Source organism: Mycobacterium deserti, assembly GCF_025345615.1.
GTDB lineage: Bacteria > Actinomycetota > Actinomycetes > Mycobacteriales > Mycobacteriaceae > Mycobacterium > Mycobacterium deserti.
Window position 1 is genome coordinate 435,979 of the sequence record NZ_JAODWD010000004.1, and the last position, 14,699, is coordinate 450,677.

Genomic DNA, 14,699 nt, shown 5'->3' on the forward strand with positions numbered 1-14,699 from the left:
CAGTCTCCCAGAGCGGACTTTTGCTCACCCTGAGCGCAAATCTCGGCCGGTTAGGGCATACGCCGACGGTCGTGGCACAATTGGACGCGTGACTGCCACCCGCGGCTTGACCCAGCGTGTCTCGCTGGTGGCGCGGCTGCATGTCGACTTCAAGCGCGTATGTACCTGTTGCTGTCTGCCTTGACGTCGTAGACCTGCCCACCTGATTTTCAGTTTGGCTGCCGGATCTGCGCCACCGGACAGCCCCCCGGTGATCCGCGCGATCCGGCTCCACGAAGGAGCCCAAACATGACCACCGCAAAGCCCGTCAAACGCCCGCGCGGCGAGGGCCAATGGGCGCTCGGCTACCGCGAGCCGCTCAATCCCAACGAGCAGTTCAAGAAGGACGACGACGCGCTCAACGTGCGCGCACGAATCGTCGACATCTACTCGAAGCAGGGCTTCGACAGCATCGACAAGCAGGACCTGCGCGGCCGGATGCGGTGGATGGGCCTGTACACCCAGCGTGAGCAGGGTTATGACGGCACCTGGACCGGCGACGAGAATGCCGACATCCTGGAAGCCAAGTACTTCATGATGCGGGTGCGCTGCGACGGCGGGGCACTCACCAGCGCCGCGCTGCGCACGATCGGCGAGATCTCCACCGAGTTCGCCCGCGACACAGCTGACATCAGCGACCGCGAGAACGTGCAGTACCACTGGATCCGCATCGAGGATGTCCCCGAGATCTGGGACCGGCTCGCCGCGGTCGGCCTGCAGACCACCGAGGCGTGCGGCGACTGCCCACGCGTGGTGCTGGGTTCGCCACTGGCCGGCGAGTCGCTTGACGAGGTCCTCGACCCGACCTGGGCGGTCGACGAGATCGTTCGCCGATTCGTCGGCAATCCGTCGTTCTCCAACCTTCCGCGCAAGTACAAGACCGCGGTGTCGGGTCTGCAGGACGTCGCGCACGAGGTCAACGACATCGCGTTCATCGGGGTCAACCATCCCGAGCACGGACCCGGCCTCGACGTATGGGTCGGCGGCGGACTGTCCACCAACCCGATGCTGGCGCAGCGCCTCGGCGTCTGGGTGCCGCTGGACGAGGTGCCGGAGGTGTGGGAGGCCGTGACGTCGGTGTTCCGCGACTACGGCTACCGCCGATTGCGCAGTAAGGCCCGGCTGAAGTTCCTGATCAAGGACTGGGGCATTGGAAAATTCCGTGAAGTTCTCGAACAGGAGTATCTGGGTCGCAAGCTGATCGACGGTCCCGCACCCGAACCGCTGAAGCATCCGATCGACCACGTCGGTGTGCAGAAGCAGAAGAACGGGCGCAACGCCGTCGGCGTCGCTCCGGTCGCAGGCCGCGTGACCGGCACCATCTTGACCAAGGTCGCCGACCTCGCCGAGGCCGCGGGCTCCGATCGGATCCGGCTCACGCCGTATCAGAAGTTGGTCATTCTCGACGTCCCCGACGAAAAGCTCGACGAGCTGGTCGCGGGCCTCGACGCGCTGGGGCTGCCGTCGCGTCCGTCGTCGTGGCGCAAGAATCTGATGGCCTGCACGGGCATCGAGTATTGCAAGCTGTCGTTCGCCGAGACGCGCAACCGCGCGCAGGTGCTGGTGCCCGAGCTGGAGAAGCGGCTCGAGGACATCAACGGTCAACTCGATGTGCCGATCACCGTCAACATCAACGGTTGCCCGAACTCCTGCGCCCGCATTCAGGTGGCCGACATCGGCTTCAAGGGCCAAATGGTCGACGACGGCGACGGCAACTCCGTCGAGGGTTTCCAAGTCCATTTGGGCGGCAGCCTCGGGCTGGACAGCGGATTCGGCCGCAAACTGCGCCAGCACAAAGTGGTGTCGACCGAGCTCGGCGACTACATCGACCGGGTCGTTCGCAACTTCGTGAAACAAAGAGAGCAGGGCGAGCGTTTCGCTACGTGGGCGATACGAGCAGACGAGGCGGATCTGAGGTGACGGAAGTGATGGCCGAGAGCGACCTGCAGGCGCTGGCCGAGCGCGGCGCCGCCGAACTGGACGGCGCTAGCGCGGCGGACCTGCTGCGCTGGACCGATGAGAACTTCGGTGGCAACTACATCGTCGCGTCGAACATGCAGGACGCGGTGCTCGTCGACATGGCCGCAAAGGTGCGCCCCGGCGTCGACGTTCTGTTCCTCGACACCGGGTACCACTTCGTCGAGACGATCGGGACCCGCGACGCGGTCGAGGCGGTCTACGACGTCAACATCGTCAACGTCGGGCCCGAGAACAGCGTCGCCAAACAGGACGAACTGTTCGGCAAGGACCTCTTCGCCCGAGAGCCCAACGAGTGCTGCCGGATGCGCAAGGTGGAGCCGCTGTCCAAGGCTCTGCGCGGATATTCCGCATGGGTGACCGGCATCCGTCGTGTCGAAGCTCCGACGCGCGCCAATGCGCCACTGATCAGCTGGGACAAGGCTTTCGGACTGGTCAAGATCAACCCGCTGGCGGCCTGGACCGACGAGGACATGCAGACCTACATCGACGCCAACGGTGTTCTCGTCAATCCTCTTGTCTACGAGGGCTATCCGTCGATCGGCTGCGCGCCGTGCACGTCGAAGCCCGTCGAGGGCGCCGATCCGCGCAGTGGCCGTTGGGCGGGGACCGGCAAGATCGAATGCGGGCTGCACGCGTCGTGACGCTCGTCCTGGCCGCCCACGGCAGCGCCGATCCGCGGTCGGCCGCGGTGACGCACGCGGTGGCGGGCCGGATCCGGCGACTTCGGCCGTGGCTCGACGTCCGGGCGGCCTTCCTCGAGAAGGACGCCCCGAACCTGCCCGACCTGCTGCGCGACCTGCCCGATGGCGGTGTCGTCGTTCCGTTTCTGCTCGCCGACGCCTACCACGCGCGAACCGATATACCGGCAGCGATCGACGAGTCAGGCGCCGTAATGGAACAGGCCCAGGTGCTCGGCGAGGATCCCGCACTGTTGACCGTGCTGCGACTGCGACTGGCCGAGATGGGCACCTCCCCGGACGACACGGGCCTCGGGGTGATCGTCGTCGCCGTCGGCTCGTCTGACGCGCGCGCCAACGCGCGAACCGCCACCGTCGCACAAGCGTTGCGGACCGGGACCCGTTGGGCCGGAGCCGAAGTCGCGTTCGCCACCGGACCGCATCCCGGCCTCGACGAGGCGGCGGTACGGTTGCGCGCCGTCGGTGCCCACCGGCTGGTAATCGCACCGTGGTTCCTGGCACACGGGCGTATCACCGACCGGGTGGCGTCTTACGCCGTGGCACACGGCATTGCGATGTCCGAACCGCTGGGTTCGCACAATCTTGTCGCCGCGACCGCACTGGATCGCTTCGACGCAGTCGCCGAGGTCCGTACCGCGGCGTAGTCACGGCATGCGCCACGCCCGACTTCGAAGCAGACGTAACCCATTCAGCGCCACCAGGATCGTCGACCCTTCATGCCCTGCCACGCCGAGCGGCAGCGGCAGATTCCCGAACAGATCCCACGCGACCAGGACCGCGATGAAGGTCGCGGCGATGACGAGGTTCGCAATGACGACTCGGCGAGCCCGTCTCGCGAGGGCGACCGCTGTCGGGATGGCCGCGAGGTCGTCCCGGACGACGACCGCGTCGGCGGTCTCGATGCTCAGATCCGCGCCGGCGCAACCCATCGCGATCGAGGAGTGTGCCGCGGCCATCGCGGGCGCGTCGTTGACACCGTCGCCGGCGAACAGCACCTTGGCCCCCTCGGCTTGCAGATCGCGGATGGCATCGACCTTCCGGGCCGGAAGCAGGCCCGCCCGGACATCGGAAATCCCGACTTCGTCCGCCAGCCGCGTCGCCGCCTGACGGTGGTCGCCAGTCAACAGAACGGGTCCGGTCGCGGTGAGACGGCCGATCATCCGCACGGCGTCGGCCGCGTCCGAGCGGGCGTCGTCAGCCAGACCCATGACGCCCGCCGGGCACCCGTCGACAGTGATGACGACGACTGTCTCGCCGCCGTTCTGCATGTCCGAGACGACCGCCGGGTTGCCGCTACGGGCGGGGCTCAGAACCTCGATTCGGCGGCCGTGGACGGTCGCCCGCACCCCGCGGCCCGGCAGCGCGATGAATTCCTCGGCGCCGGGCACCGCCACGCCGCGTTCCTGCGCCGCCGCGACGATCGCCCGGCCGAGCGGGTGCTCACTGGAACGCTCGGCCGCGGCGGCCACCGCCAACAGACCGTCGGCGTCGAAGTCTCTCTGCAGGAGGACGATTCGGGTCAGGCGGGGCCTGCCGCGAGTGAGTGTTCCTGTCTTGTCCAGTGCCACGACCGAGACATCGGCGAGCCGTTCCATCGCGACTGCGGACTTGACCAATACGCCATGGCGGCCCGCGTTGGCGACGGCGGACAGCAGGGGCGGCATCGTCGCCAGCACAACTGCGCACGGCGACGCGACGATCATGAACGTCATGGCGCGCAGCAGGGTCGACTCGAAATCCGCGCCCAGCGTCATCGGAACGACGACGAGGGCGATCGTCGCCGCCACGACCGCCGCCGAATAGCGCTGCTCGACTTTCTCGATGAACAACTGTGTCTTGGCCTTGGTGGCGGAGGCATCCGCGACCATGGCGACGATGCGTGCCACTACCGTCTGCGACGGATTGCGCGAGACCTCGATGCGCAATCCCCCACTGCCGTTGAGAGTTCCGGCGTAGACCTCGTCGCCGGTCGCCTTCTGCGCGGGCATGGATTCGCCGGTGATCGACGCTTGGTCGACGTCAGAGTATCCGGACACCACCACGCCGTCTGCGGAGATTCGCTCACCGGGCCTGACGACGACGACATCACCGATTCTCAGGTCATCGGCCGAAACGACCTCTTCGCCGCCGCCGGGCCGAATCCGCGCCGTCCGATCGGGTGCCAAGGTCAGCAGGCTCCTGACCGAGTCCTCGGTGCGTCTGGTCGCGAGATCCTCCAGAGCGCCCGACGTCGCGAAGATGACAATCAGGAGAGCGCCGTCGAATATCTGCCCGATGGCGGCCGCGCCGATAGCCGCAGCGATCATCAGCAGATCGACGTCAAGACGCTTCGCGCGCAACGCTTTCAGGCCCTCGAGGGCGGACTGCCACCCGCCGGTCAGGTAACACGCCAGGTAGCACGCCCACCACACTGCGACGGGCACTTCGAGAAGCTGCGCTGCCAGCCCGACCAGGAACAACGCCAGCGCGGCGGCCGCCCAGCGCACCGAAGGCACCGACCACGCCACAACCTGCCAGGTACTGGCCGGCCGTTGGTCGCGTGCGGACAGTGCACTGCCGGCAGGCGTCGGCGTCCTCGTCGTCATACTTGTCTGTATACATGTAGAGATGTAAATGTGTCATCTGTCTGGGTGAAACGGTGTTTCAATGGACAGATGGGCCACGGAGTGGAAGGTCGGTCGGCGCCCCCGGCGACGTTGGACCCGTCGTCGGCGGCCAAAGTCGCAGAGACTCTGCAGGCCCTGGCCTCTCCCAATCGCCTGCTGATCCTCACCCGGTTGCGTCACTCGCCATGCTCGGTCACCGAGTTGTCCGCAGCGGTCGGGATGGAACAGCCGGCGGTCTCGAACCAACTCCGACTGCTGCGGACCCTCGGGCTGGTGACCGGTGATCGCAACGGGCGCACCATCATCTACCGGCTGTACGACAACCACGTCGCTCAACTGCTCGACGAGGCCGTCTACCACATCGAGCACCTGCGTCTCGGCGCGCGCGACGCGACCGCTTGACCGCGCTCCAGCGGTTACCTAGGCCCTCGTCAACGCCTGGTCTTCGTCGGCCTCGTCGGACTTCGGGATGTCGGTGCCGCCCGGCAGGGTCGGCACCCGGGTCGCCCGCACGTAGACGGTGTCACCCTCCCTGAGCCCCAGCGCCTCGGCGTCACCGCGGGTGATCTGCGCGGTGAACGATGTCTTGTCGGCTGCGTTGGTCAGCTCCACGCGAACCTCGAAGCCCAGCATGACGATTCGGTCGATCGTCGCGCGCAGAACGCCGGTCGCCTGAACGGTGTCGTCGGTGTTCGCGATCGCCATGTCCGGATTGCGGCCCACCCGGATGTCGTGTGGCCGAACCAATGTGCCGTTCAGCGACGCGACCGCGCCGAGAAAAGACATCACGAACGCATTGGCCGGCTTGTCGTAGACATCGGTCGGCGAGCCGACCTGTTCGATGCGCCCCTTGTTGAGGACCGCGATTCGGTCAGCCACGTCCAGCGCCTCCGCCTGGTCGTGGGTGACCAGGACCGTGGTGACGTGCACCTCATCGTGAAGTCTGCGCAGCCACGCCCGCAGGTCTTCGCGAACCTTGGCGTCCAGCGCCCCGAACGGTTCGTCGAGCAGAAGCACCTGTGGGTCTACGGCCAGTGCGCGGGCCAACGCCATGCGCTGACGCTGGCCGCCGGACAGTTGGTTCGGATAGCGCGTCTGAAAACCTGCCAGTCCCACTACTTCCAGCAGATTGTCGACCTTCTCGGTGATCTCGGACTTCGGCCGCTTGCGGATCCGCAGGCCGAACGCGACGTTGTCGCGGACCGTCAGATGCTTGAACGCGGCGTAGTGCTGGAACACGAAGCCGATGCCGCGCTGTTGCGGAGGCACACGAGTGACGTCCTGTCCGTTGATCGTGATGGTGCCGGTGTCGGGCTGGTCCAGGCCCGCGATGGCGCGCAGCAGCGTCGACTTGCCCGACCCGCTCGGCCCGAGGAGGGCCGTCAGCGAACCCGCAGGGACGTCGAAGTCGATGTTGTCCAGCGCGGCGAAATCGCCGTAGTGCTTGTTCGCGCCGCGAACGGTGATGGCGTTGTTCATGTCAGGTCTCCTTGCGGCTTACTTGCCGGACTTCTCGCGACGGGAGTCGAGGATCACCTGGGCGATCAGCACGATCACCGCCACCGCCATCAGCAGTGTCGAGATGGCGTACGCGCCGTATTCGGCACCGCGGGCGTGGCGGTCCGACACCAGCAGCGTCAGGGTCTGGGAGGTGCCCGGCAGGTTCGACGACACCATGATTACCGCGCCGTACTCACCGAGGGTGCGTGCGACGGTCAGTACGACGCCGTACATCAGTCCCCACTTGATCGACGGTAGCGTGACCAACCAGAACGTCTGCCAGGAGGTCGAGCCCAGCGTGGAGGCCGCTTCCTCCTGGTCGGTGCCCAGCTCGTGCAGGACCGGTTCGACCTCGCGGATGACGTACGGGATCGTGACGAAGATGCTGGCGAGCACGATGCCGGGAATGCCGAAGATGACCTTGAGGCCCAGGTTGTTCTCGACGAATCCGAGAGCGCCCGCACTGCCCCACAGCAGGATCAGCGCGACGCCGACGACGACCGGCGACACCGCGAATGGCAGGTCGATCACGGCCTGCAACACGCTCTTGCCGCGGAATTTGTTGCGCGCCAGGACCAGAGCGGTCGGAACTCCGAAGACCACGTTGAGCGGCACGACGATGGCGACCACCAGCAGCGACAGTTGCAGTGCCGAGATCGCCGCTGGTGTGGTGATGGAGTCGACGAAGGCGCCCACGCCCGGCTCGAATGTGCGCCACAGAATCAACCCGACCGGGACGACCAGCAGGAAAAGCAGATAGGCCAAGGCGACGAACCGGAGCAGTAACCGCGTCGCGGGTTTCAGGATCACGACTCGAGCTCCTCACGCTTGGCCGCCCGCGAGCCGATGGTGCGCAGGATGAACAAGATGACGAAGGAGATCACCAGCAGCACAATGGAAACCGCCGCCGCACCGGTTCGATCGTCGAACTCGATGAGCTGACGGATGTACTGCGAGGACACTTCGGTTTCACCGGGCACCGCGCCGCCGATCAGCACAACCGAGCCGTACTCGCCGATCGCGCGCGAAAAAGCCAGTCCGGCACCGGAAAGCAGGGAGGGCAGCAGCGACGGCAGGATCACCAGCCGGAAGATGGTGAAGTTGTCGGCGCCCAGCGACGCGGCCGCCTCCTCCACTTCGCGGTCCAACTCCAACAGCACCGGCTGCACTGAGCGCACCACGAACGGCAGCGTGACGAACAGCAGGGCGACCGCCACGCCCCACTTCGTGTGTTGAATGTGGACGCCGACCGGGCTGTTCGGGCCGTACAACGCCAGCATCACCAGGCTGGCGACGATGGTGGGCAGTGCGAAAGGCAGGTCGATGATCGCGTCGACGAATCGCTTGCCCGGAAACGCGTCGCGCGTCAGCACCCAGGCCACGAGCAGTCCGAAGAACAGGTTGATCACGGCGACGCCCACCGAGATCGTCAGCGTCACCCGGAACGACTCCAGTGCCGCGTTCGACGTGATCGCCTGCCAGAAGGCCTGCCACCCACCGCCGGTGGACTGCCACACGATCCCGGCGAGGGGCAGCAGGACGATGACCGACAGCCAGGTCGTGGCGACCCCGACGCGCAGCTTTGTGCTGCCGTACCGGCTCTTGAAGAAGCCCCGCGGCGGCCCGTCCGATGTCGACCGGGCCGCCTCGGGATCAAGAGCAGTTGTCATCCGGTCGCCTGCTTGTAGATCCTGGTGATCGAGCCGTTGTCCTTGTCGAACAGGGCCGGATCGACCTCGCCCCAGCCTCCGAGATCGGCGATGGTCCACAACTTCTGCGGGGTCGGGAAGTCGTCGGCGAAGTCCTCGGCGACCGACGGGTCCACCGGGCGGAAACCGGCTTCCGCCCACAGCTTCTGACCCTCAGGGGTGTAGAGGAAGTTCTTCAGGGCGTTTGCCTTGTCGACGTGGGCGCTCGAGGTCACCACGGCGACCGGGTTCTCGATCTTGAACGTCTGCGGCGGGTTGACATGCTCAACCGGCTTACCCTGCCGCTCGATGTTGATCGCCTCGTTCTCGTAGCTCAGCAGCACGTCCCCGGTGCCCTGCAAGAACAGGTCCGTGGCCTCGCGTCCCGACCCCGGCCGGGTCTTGATGTGCTCGCCGACGAGCTTGTTGACATAGTCCAGTCCGGCCTGCGTGTTCTGACCGCCGTTGCTCTTGGCCGCATACGGCGCCAACAGATTCCATTTGGCCGAGCCAGAACTCAGGGGACTCGGGCTGACCACCTCGAGCCCCGGCTGCAACAAATCGTCCCAGTCCCTGATGTTCTTCGGATTGCCCTCGCGGACGACCAGAGAAACCACCGACCCGAACGGCACACCGCCGGTGACATCGGCGTTCCAGTCCTGCGCGACCTTGTTCGCCTTGACCAACCTGGTGACGTCGGGCTCGACGGAGAAGTTCACGAGGTCCGCGGGCTTGCCGTCGACGACGCTACGGGACTGGTCACCGGAGGCGCCGTAGGAGGTGGTGACCGCCACGCCCTTACCTTCCTCGGTGGCCGCGAACGCCGGGATGATCTTGCTCCAGCCGGGCTCGGGCACCGCGTAGGCGACCAGCGTCAGGGTCGTCTCGGCCTTGCCCTGGTCACTGCCTCCGGCGACGTCACTCGACCCGCCGCCGCAGGCGGCCAGGACGGTGGCCGTGGTGGCCAGTACGGCGGCAGTGCGCCACGACTTACCGATAGCGGGCATTGATGACCTTTCTTTGAGGGGACTTGACTACGAGTCCCGTCACGTCGAAAGGAGAAGGTTTCAGCGTCTGGACATCACACAGCCGCTACCGACACCACACCACGGACGGGTTTGGAGTCAGCGACAACAACAAACATCAGCGACAGCGGAGAAACCCACGGCAATGAGGGCCAAGATGTGGCCACTCTTGTTGCCGGACGCTGTCTGCATGGCGGGAAGAATAACAGAGTCGGCCAACCCGCTCATGTCGAGCGGATCGGTCAGCGCGTCAGCAGCCACGCGACGATGACCAGCACCACCAGCAGGACGAGCGCCAGCGTCACCCGCGATCGCGGCAGCCCGCTCACTCGACGTCCTCCTCGGAGTGGCGCGCCCGGTGCAACAACCGGATGCCGTTGCCCAGCGCGCCGTCGAGTACCACCGCAGTCCCATAAGCCAAGGCCAGCACCACGGGCATCACCACCGCGGTCTGGGCGATGAACGGCAGGCCGGAGAGCCACAGTTCCACCCCGTCCCACCAACTGAGGAAACGGCCCACCCGGCCAGCCTATTCGATGCCGCGTTCCGGCCTCGACGGCGCTGACCGGCAAACCGTAGACACGCTGCTGGTCGAGTAGACGCCGGGCACCCCAGCGGTCGATGATGTCCGAATGCTGCAACACACCGAGCCGACCGACGGGTCCCCGTCCGCTGCGGCAGATCTGCGGCGTGAGGCCCCACTCACCACGACGGCTCCCGTGCCTTATGCGCCCGCTGCGTCGTTACGGAACCCGTTTCCGCCGATCGCCGACTATGCGTTCCTGTCGGACTGCGAAACCACCTGCCTGATCTCGTCGGCTGGATCGGTCGAATGGCTGTGCGTTCCGCGGCCGGACTCCCCGAGCGTGTTCGGCGCGATCCTGGACCGCGGCGCGGGCCATTTCCGGCTGGCGCCGTACGGCGTATCGGTACCGGCCGCGCGGCGCTACCTGCCGGGCAGCTTGATCCTGGAGACCACCTGGCAGACCCACACCGGTTGGATGATCGTGCGCGACGCGCTGGTGATGGGTCCGTGGCACGACATCGAGACCCGGTCGCGCACCCACCGCCGCACCCCGATGGACTGGGATGCCGAGCACATCCTGCTGCGCACTGTGCGCTGTGTGAGCGGCACCGTCGAGTTGGTGATGAACTGCGAGCCGGCGTTCGACTATCACCGCATCGCCGCCACGTGGGAATACTCGGCGCAGGCGTACGGCGAGGCGATCGCGCGGGCCAGCCGCGACCCCGATGCCCACCCGACGATGCGGCTGACGACGAACCTGCGACTGGGACTGGAGGGCCACGAAGCCAGGGCACGCACGCGGATGAAGGAAGGCGACAACGCCTACGTGGCGCTGAGCTGGTCGAGGCATCCGGCCCCACAGACCTATGACCAGGCAGCCGACAAGATGTGGCAGACCAGCGAGTGCTGGCGGCAGTGGATCAACATCGGCGACTTCCCCGATCACCCGTGGCGGGCGTACCTGCAGCGCAGCGCGTTGACACTCAAGGGCCTGACGTACTCACCGACCGGCGCGTTGCTGGCGGCCCCAACGACGTCACTACCGGAAACCCCTCAGGGCGAACGCAACTGGGATTATCGCTACGCATGGGTGCGCGACTCGACGTTCGCGTTGTGGGGCCTGTACACGTTGGGTCTCGACCGTGAGGCCGACGACTTCTTCGCATTCATCGCCGACGTGTCGGGCGCGAACAACGGTGAGCGCCACCCACTTCAGGTCATGTACGCGGTAGGCGGGGAACGCAGCCTGGTCGAAGAGGAACTGCACCACCTGTCGGGCTACGACGGCGCACGTCCGGTGCGGATCGGCAACGGCGCCTACAACCAGATGCAACACGACATCTGGGGCACGATGCTGGATTCGGTGTATCTGCACGCCAAATCGCGCGAGCAGATCTCCGACACGCTGTGGCCGGTGCTCAAGCAACAGGTCGAGGAGGCCATCAAACACTGGAAAGAGCCCGACCGCGGCATCTGGGAGGTGCGCGGCGAGCCGCAGCATTTCACCTCCAGCAAGATCATGTGCTGGGTCGCACTGGACCGCGGCTCGAAACTTGCTGAGCTGCAAGGCGAGAAGTCCTACGCCCAGCAGTGGCGGGCGATCGCCGAGGAAATCAAGGCCGACGTGCTCAAGAACGGCGTCGACGCTCGCGGCGTGCTCACGCAGCGCTACGGTGACGACGCGCTCGACGCGTCTCTGCTCCTGGCCGTGCTGACGCGCTTCCTGCCGCCGGACGATCCGCGGGTGCGGGCCACCGTCCTGGCCATCGCCGACGAGCTGACCGAGGAGGGGCTCGTGCTGCGCTACCGCGTCGAGGAGACCGACGACGGGCTCTCCGGCGAGGAGGGCACATTTACAATCTGTTCGTTCTGGCTGGTATCGGCTCTGGTCGAGATCGGCGAGTTTCACCGGGCCAGACATCTGTGCGAACGGCTGCTGTCGTTCGCGAGCCCACTGCACCTGTACGCCGAGGAGATCGAACCGCGCACCGGAAGGCACCTGGGCAACTTCCCGCAGGCGTTCACCCACCTGGCGTTGATCAACGCCGTTGTGCACGTGATCCGCGCCGAGGAGGAGGCCGACAGTTCCGGCGTGTTCGTGCCGGCTAACGCTCCGATGTAGGGGCGGTTGCGCTTCAGGATCATCGTGGGCGGATGTCTTGGCGGTCGCCGGTCCGTCACCGACCATGGCATTCATGAGCTACCGCACGTCTCGCACCCATGACACCTCGCGCAAGGTCATCGACACCGCCATCGGCGTCCTGGTCGGTCTACGCGGCTGCACTCCGGAGGTTGCGTTCGCCGAATTGGTGCAGGTCGTGCGCCAGACGGGAATCGGCATCGGCAGCATCGCCGCCGGATTGGTCGCGGTGGCCAGCGGCACCGCGTCGGCCGACAACGCCGAGGCCTTCAATGCCTGGGGCGAGCTGATCCGCGAACGAGTGGTCGCGCTGGCCTGACCGATCCGCCGGTCAGTCGGTCGTGAGTCCCACTCGGGCCGCGGCCTCGAACTCGTCGTCGATCAGCACCACATCGCGGCCGCGGTCATCGAGTATCGAGGCCGCGATGGAGGCCCGGTAGCCGCTGGCACAATGCACCCAGATCTGGCCGGCAGGCAGCTCGTCGGCACGGTCGGTGAGTTCGTGCAGCGGCACGTTGACCGCGCCCGCGACGTGGTTCTCGGCGAACTCGTCGGTCTGCCGCACGTCGAGCACGTGCACGGAGGAGTCGGCGACCTCGCGGCCCAGTGCGGCGAAGTCAGCGACACGGTAGGTGCGCATGGGCGCTGCGGCCGACAGCGCGGTGATCGGGCCGACCGCGGCGCCGGCCACGTCGTCGACCCCGATTCTGACGAGTTCGCGGCGCGCCTCAACGATCTGCTGCTCGTCCTCGCCGATGAGCGTCAGCGGGACCGCCCGGTCGTACAGCCAGCCCAGGTAGGTCACGAACGACCCGGACAGCTCGAAACTCAGTGTGCCGCCGAGATGTCCGGCGGCGAATGCGACCCGGTGGCGAAGGTCGACGACCCACTCACCCGCGGCGATCCGCCTCCGCAGGCCAGCGGCGTCGATCGGTGATGGCAGCGAAAGGTCAACGGCAGTCGGACCATTGGCATTGATCACTCCCATGTGGGCGTAGTAGGAGGGGAAATCCGACAAACCGTCGAGCAGCTCGTCGACGAAAGCCTGCTCGGTCTTCGTCAAAGCCGGATTGCTCCGCAGTTCTTCGTCGATGGTCGACGCGTCACCCGTCGCGGGCGCAGCCGAGCAGAAACTGCCGAACCCGTGCGTCGGGTACACGGCGGCATCTCCCGGCAGCTCGTCGGCGAGCCGCCGGACGGATCGAAATTGCGCCCGGGTGAGCGATCGGGTGTGCTCGGGGCCGAGCAGGTCGGTGCGGCCGGTGCTGCCGAAGAGCAGCGAGCCGCCGGTGAACACCCCGGCCGTGGCGCCCGCCGCGTCGCGTAGCGCGTAGCTGACATGGTGCTCGGTGTGACCCGGCGTGTGAATCACGCCCAGCGACATCGCATGCGCGTCGATCACGTCGCCGTCGTGCACTCGCCGAGGCCGATAGCCGAGCTCGTCGCCTGCGGGCACCACGTACTCGGCTCCGGACGCCCGCGACAACTCGAGCCCGCCGGTGACGTAGTCGTTGTGGATATGCGTCTCAAGCACGTGCGTGATGGAGGCGCCGCGTTCGTCGACGACCGCCAGCACCCTGTCGATGTCGCGCTGCGGGTCGATGACCACAGCATTGCCGTCACTGGTGACGACGTAACTGCGGTCGCCCAATCCCGACGTCTCGATCACCGATACCTGCATGCCGGCCTCCACCCTCACGTCACCGTCACGTCGCGTCGGCTGGCGCACGCGTTGCGCTCGCGCTGATCAGAATGCCACCGCAGGCCGATTGACCGGGTGCAACGCCTACTTCTCCGCGTTGGCCACGATGTCGGCAGCGATCGCGGCCGCTTCGTCACCGATGGCGTAGCTGCACGCCCACGCCTCGACGGTCAGATTGGACACCACCGACAGCGCGTGCTGGCACGCCCATCCGTCGGCGTCCTCTTGCGTCGACGTCTGGGTGATCAGGGTGTCTTCCGTCGTGACGTTCTCCAACCGCCACAGGTAGGTCGAGTCGCCGTCGTTCACCGAGATCGTGTCGCCCCCGCAGTTCTGCCACATCGACTGGGACATGGCGAAGAAGTCCTGCGCGTCCTGCGCGGTCGGGTAGAGGACCGCGGTCTGCTCAACCCAGTGTTCGTTGTTCTCGTCGGGTTCGCGCGCCACCTGGTCGCGCATCGCCGTCCATCCGGTGCCGGCGTACACCGGCTCCTCGGCGCCGTAGATCGCGCCCAGGCAGTCAGGATCGGACACGTCACCGGAGTGGTCCGTCATATCTTCGAGCTCACTGGTGATCGTCATCGTGGTCGAGCCCATGATGCCGTTGAGTTCGCCGACCGACAGCAGCACACGATCGAGGTCGGACTCACGCAACGGCGGCGCATCGATGGGGGCGGCGTTCTGCGCGCGCTCCGCCTTGCCCGAAACGGTGCTCACGCATCCGGTGAGCAGGACGGCCGACGCGAGCGCACCGGTCAGCGCACATTTTCTGACGTGAATCACTCACACATTGTG

15 protein-coding genes are annotated in these 14,699 nt (G+C 66.5%); 6 read left to right on the forward strand and 9 right to left on the reverse strand.

What is annotated here, in order from left to right:
* Positions 1-288: 288 nt before the first annotated feature.
* Genes N4S67_RS18385 through N4S67_RS18395 form a run of 3 tightly spaced genes read left to right on the forward strand, consistent with a single transcriptional unit; the run spans position 289 to position 3,361 of the window.
* A complete protein-coding gene (locus tag N4S67_RS18385) occupies positions 289-1,959 on the forward strand; it encodes a nitrite/sulfite reductase (protein WP_260994430.1) in 1,671 nt (556 codons plus the stop codon).
* A gap of 8 nt (positions 1,960-1,967) precedes the next feature.
* Entirely contained in the window at positions 1,968-2,660 is a 693-nt protein-coding gene (locus N4S67_RS18390; RefSeq protein WP_260994721.1) for a phosphoadenylyl-sulfate reductase, read from the forward strand.
* Positions 2,639-3,361 carry a sirohydrochlorin chelatase gene (locus N4S67_RS18395; protein ID WP_260994431.1) on the forward strand — a complete coding sequence of 241 codons (723 nt, stop codon included), beginning with the start codon at positions 2,639-2,641 and terminating at the stop codon, positions 3,359-3,361. The genes N4S67_RS18390 and N4S67_RS18395 overlap by 22 nt, the downstream gene beginning before the upstream one ends.
* On the opposite strand, the gene N4S67_RS18400 is transcribed toward N4S67_RS18395, so the two are convergent.
* Positions 3,362-5,302, reverse strand: a complete 1,941-nt coding sequence (locus N4S67_RS18400; RefSeq protein ID WP_260994432.1) for a heavy metal translocating P-type ATPase — start codon at positions 5,300-5,302, stop codon at positions 3,362-3,364.
* A 69-nt stretch (positions 5,303-5,371) separates the two neighbouring features.
* Here N4S67_RS18400 and N4S67_RS18405 point away from each other — a divergent pair, with 69 nt between their 5' ends.
* Complete coding sequence (locus N4S67_RS18405) at positions 5,372-5,725, forward strand: ArsR/SmtB family transcription factor (protein WP_260994433.1); 354 nt, start codon at positions 5,372-5,374, stop codon at positions 5,723-5,725.
* Positions 5,726-5,743: 18 nt separating this feature from the next.
* On the opposite strand, the gene N4S67_RS18410 is transcribed toward N4S67_RS18405, so the two are convergent.
* The 6 genes from N4S67_RS18410 to N4S67_RS18430 all read right to left on the reverse strand — a co-directional run bounded on the left by N4S67_RS18410 (position 5,744) and on the right by N4S67_RS18430 (position 10,056).
* Positions 5,744-6,802: a sulfate/molybdate ABC transporter ATP-binding protein gene (locus tag N4S67_RS18410; RefSeq protein ID WP_260994434.1), complete on the reverse strand. Its 1,059-nt coding sequence runs from the start codon at positions 6,800-6,802 to the stop codon at positions 5,744-5,746.
* A gap of 18 nt (positions 6,803-6,820) precedes the next feature.
* A complete protein-coding gene (gene cysW, locus N4S67_RS18415) occupies positions 6,821-7,633 on the reverse strand; it encodes a sulfate ABC transporter permease subunit CysW (RefSeq protein ID WP_260994435.1) in 813 nt (270 codons plus the stop codon).
* Complete coding sequence (gene cysT, locus N4S67_RS18420) at positions 7,630-8,493, reverse strand: sulfate ABC transporter permease subunit CysT (RefSeq protein ID WP_260994436.1); 864 nt, start codon at positions 8,491-8,493, stop codon at positions 7,630-7,632. The genes cysW and cysT overlap by 4 nt, the downstream gene beginning before the upstream one ends.
* Positions 8,490-9,518, reverse strand: a complete 1,029-nt coding sequence (locus N4S67_RS18425; protein WP_260994437.1) for a sulfate ABC transporter substrate-binding protein — start codon at positions 9,516-9,518, stop codon at positions 8,490-8,492. The genes cysT and N4S67_RS18425 overlap by 4 nt, the downstream gene beginning before the upstream one ends.
* Before the next feature lie 117 nt (positions 9,519-9,635).
* Positions 9,636-9,950: an Ms4533A family Cys-rich leader peptide gene (locus N4S67_RS28060; RefSeq protein ID WP_390893420.1), complete on the reverse strand. Its 315-nt coding sequence runs from the start codon at positions 9,948-9,950 to the stop codon at positions 9,636-9,638.
* The gene (locus N4S67_RS18430; protein ID WP_260994438.1) at positions 9,862-10,056 is read right to left on the reverse strand and encodes a hypothetical protein; all 195 of its coding nucleotides are present in this window, start codon (positions 10,054-10,056) and stop codon (positions 9,862-9,864) included. Before N4S67_RS18430 ends, N4S67_RS28060 begins: the two co-directional genes overlap by 89 nt.
* A gap of 112 nt (positions 10,057-10,168) precedes the next feature.
* Here N4S67_RS18430 and N4S67_RS18435 point away from each other — a divergent pair, with 112 nt between their 5' ends.
* Together N4S67_RS18435 and N4S67_RS18440 are read left to right on the forward strand one after the other, a co-directional pair.
* On the forward strand, positions 10,169-12,184 hold the full coding sequence (locus N4S67_RS18435) for a glycoside hydrolase family 15 protein (protein ID WP_260994439.1): 2,016 nt from the start codon (positions 10,169-10,171) through the stop codon (positions 12,182-12,184).
* A 73-nt stretch (positions 12,185-12,257) separates the two neighbouring features.
* Entirely contained in the window at positions 12,258-12,521 is a 264-nt protein-coding gene (locus N4S67_RS18440; protein WP_260994440.1) for an ANTAR domain-containing protein, read from the forward strand.
* 12 nt (positions 12,522-12,533) lie between these two features.
* Here N4S67_RS18440 and N4S67_RS18445 read toward each other — a convergent pair whose 3' ends face one another.
* Positions 12,534-13,883 carry an MBL fold metallo-hydrolase gene (locus tag N4S67_RS18445; protein WP_260994722.1) on the reverse strand — a complete coding sequence of 450 codons (1,350 nt, stop codon included), beginning with the start codon at positions 13,881-13,883 and terminating at the stop codon, positions 12,534-12,536.
* A gap of 105 nt (positions 13,884-13,988) precedes the next feature.
* Entirely contained in the window at positions 13,989-14,687 is a 699-nt protein-coding gene (locus tag N4S67_RS18450) for a sensor domain-containing protein (RefSeq protein ID WP_260994441.1), read from the reverse strand.
* Positions 14,688-14,699 lie beyond the last annotated feature (12 nt).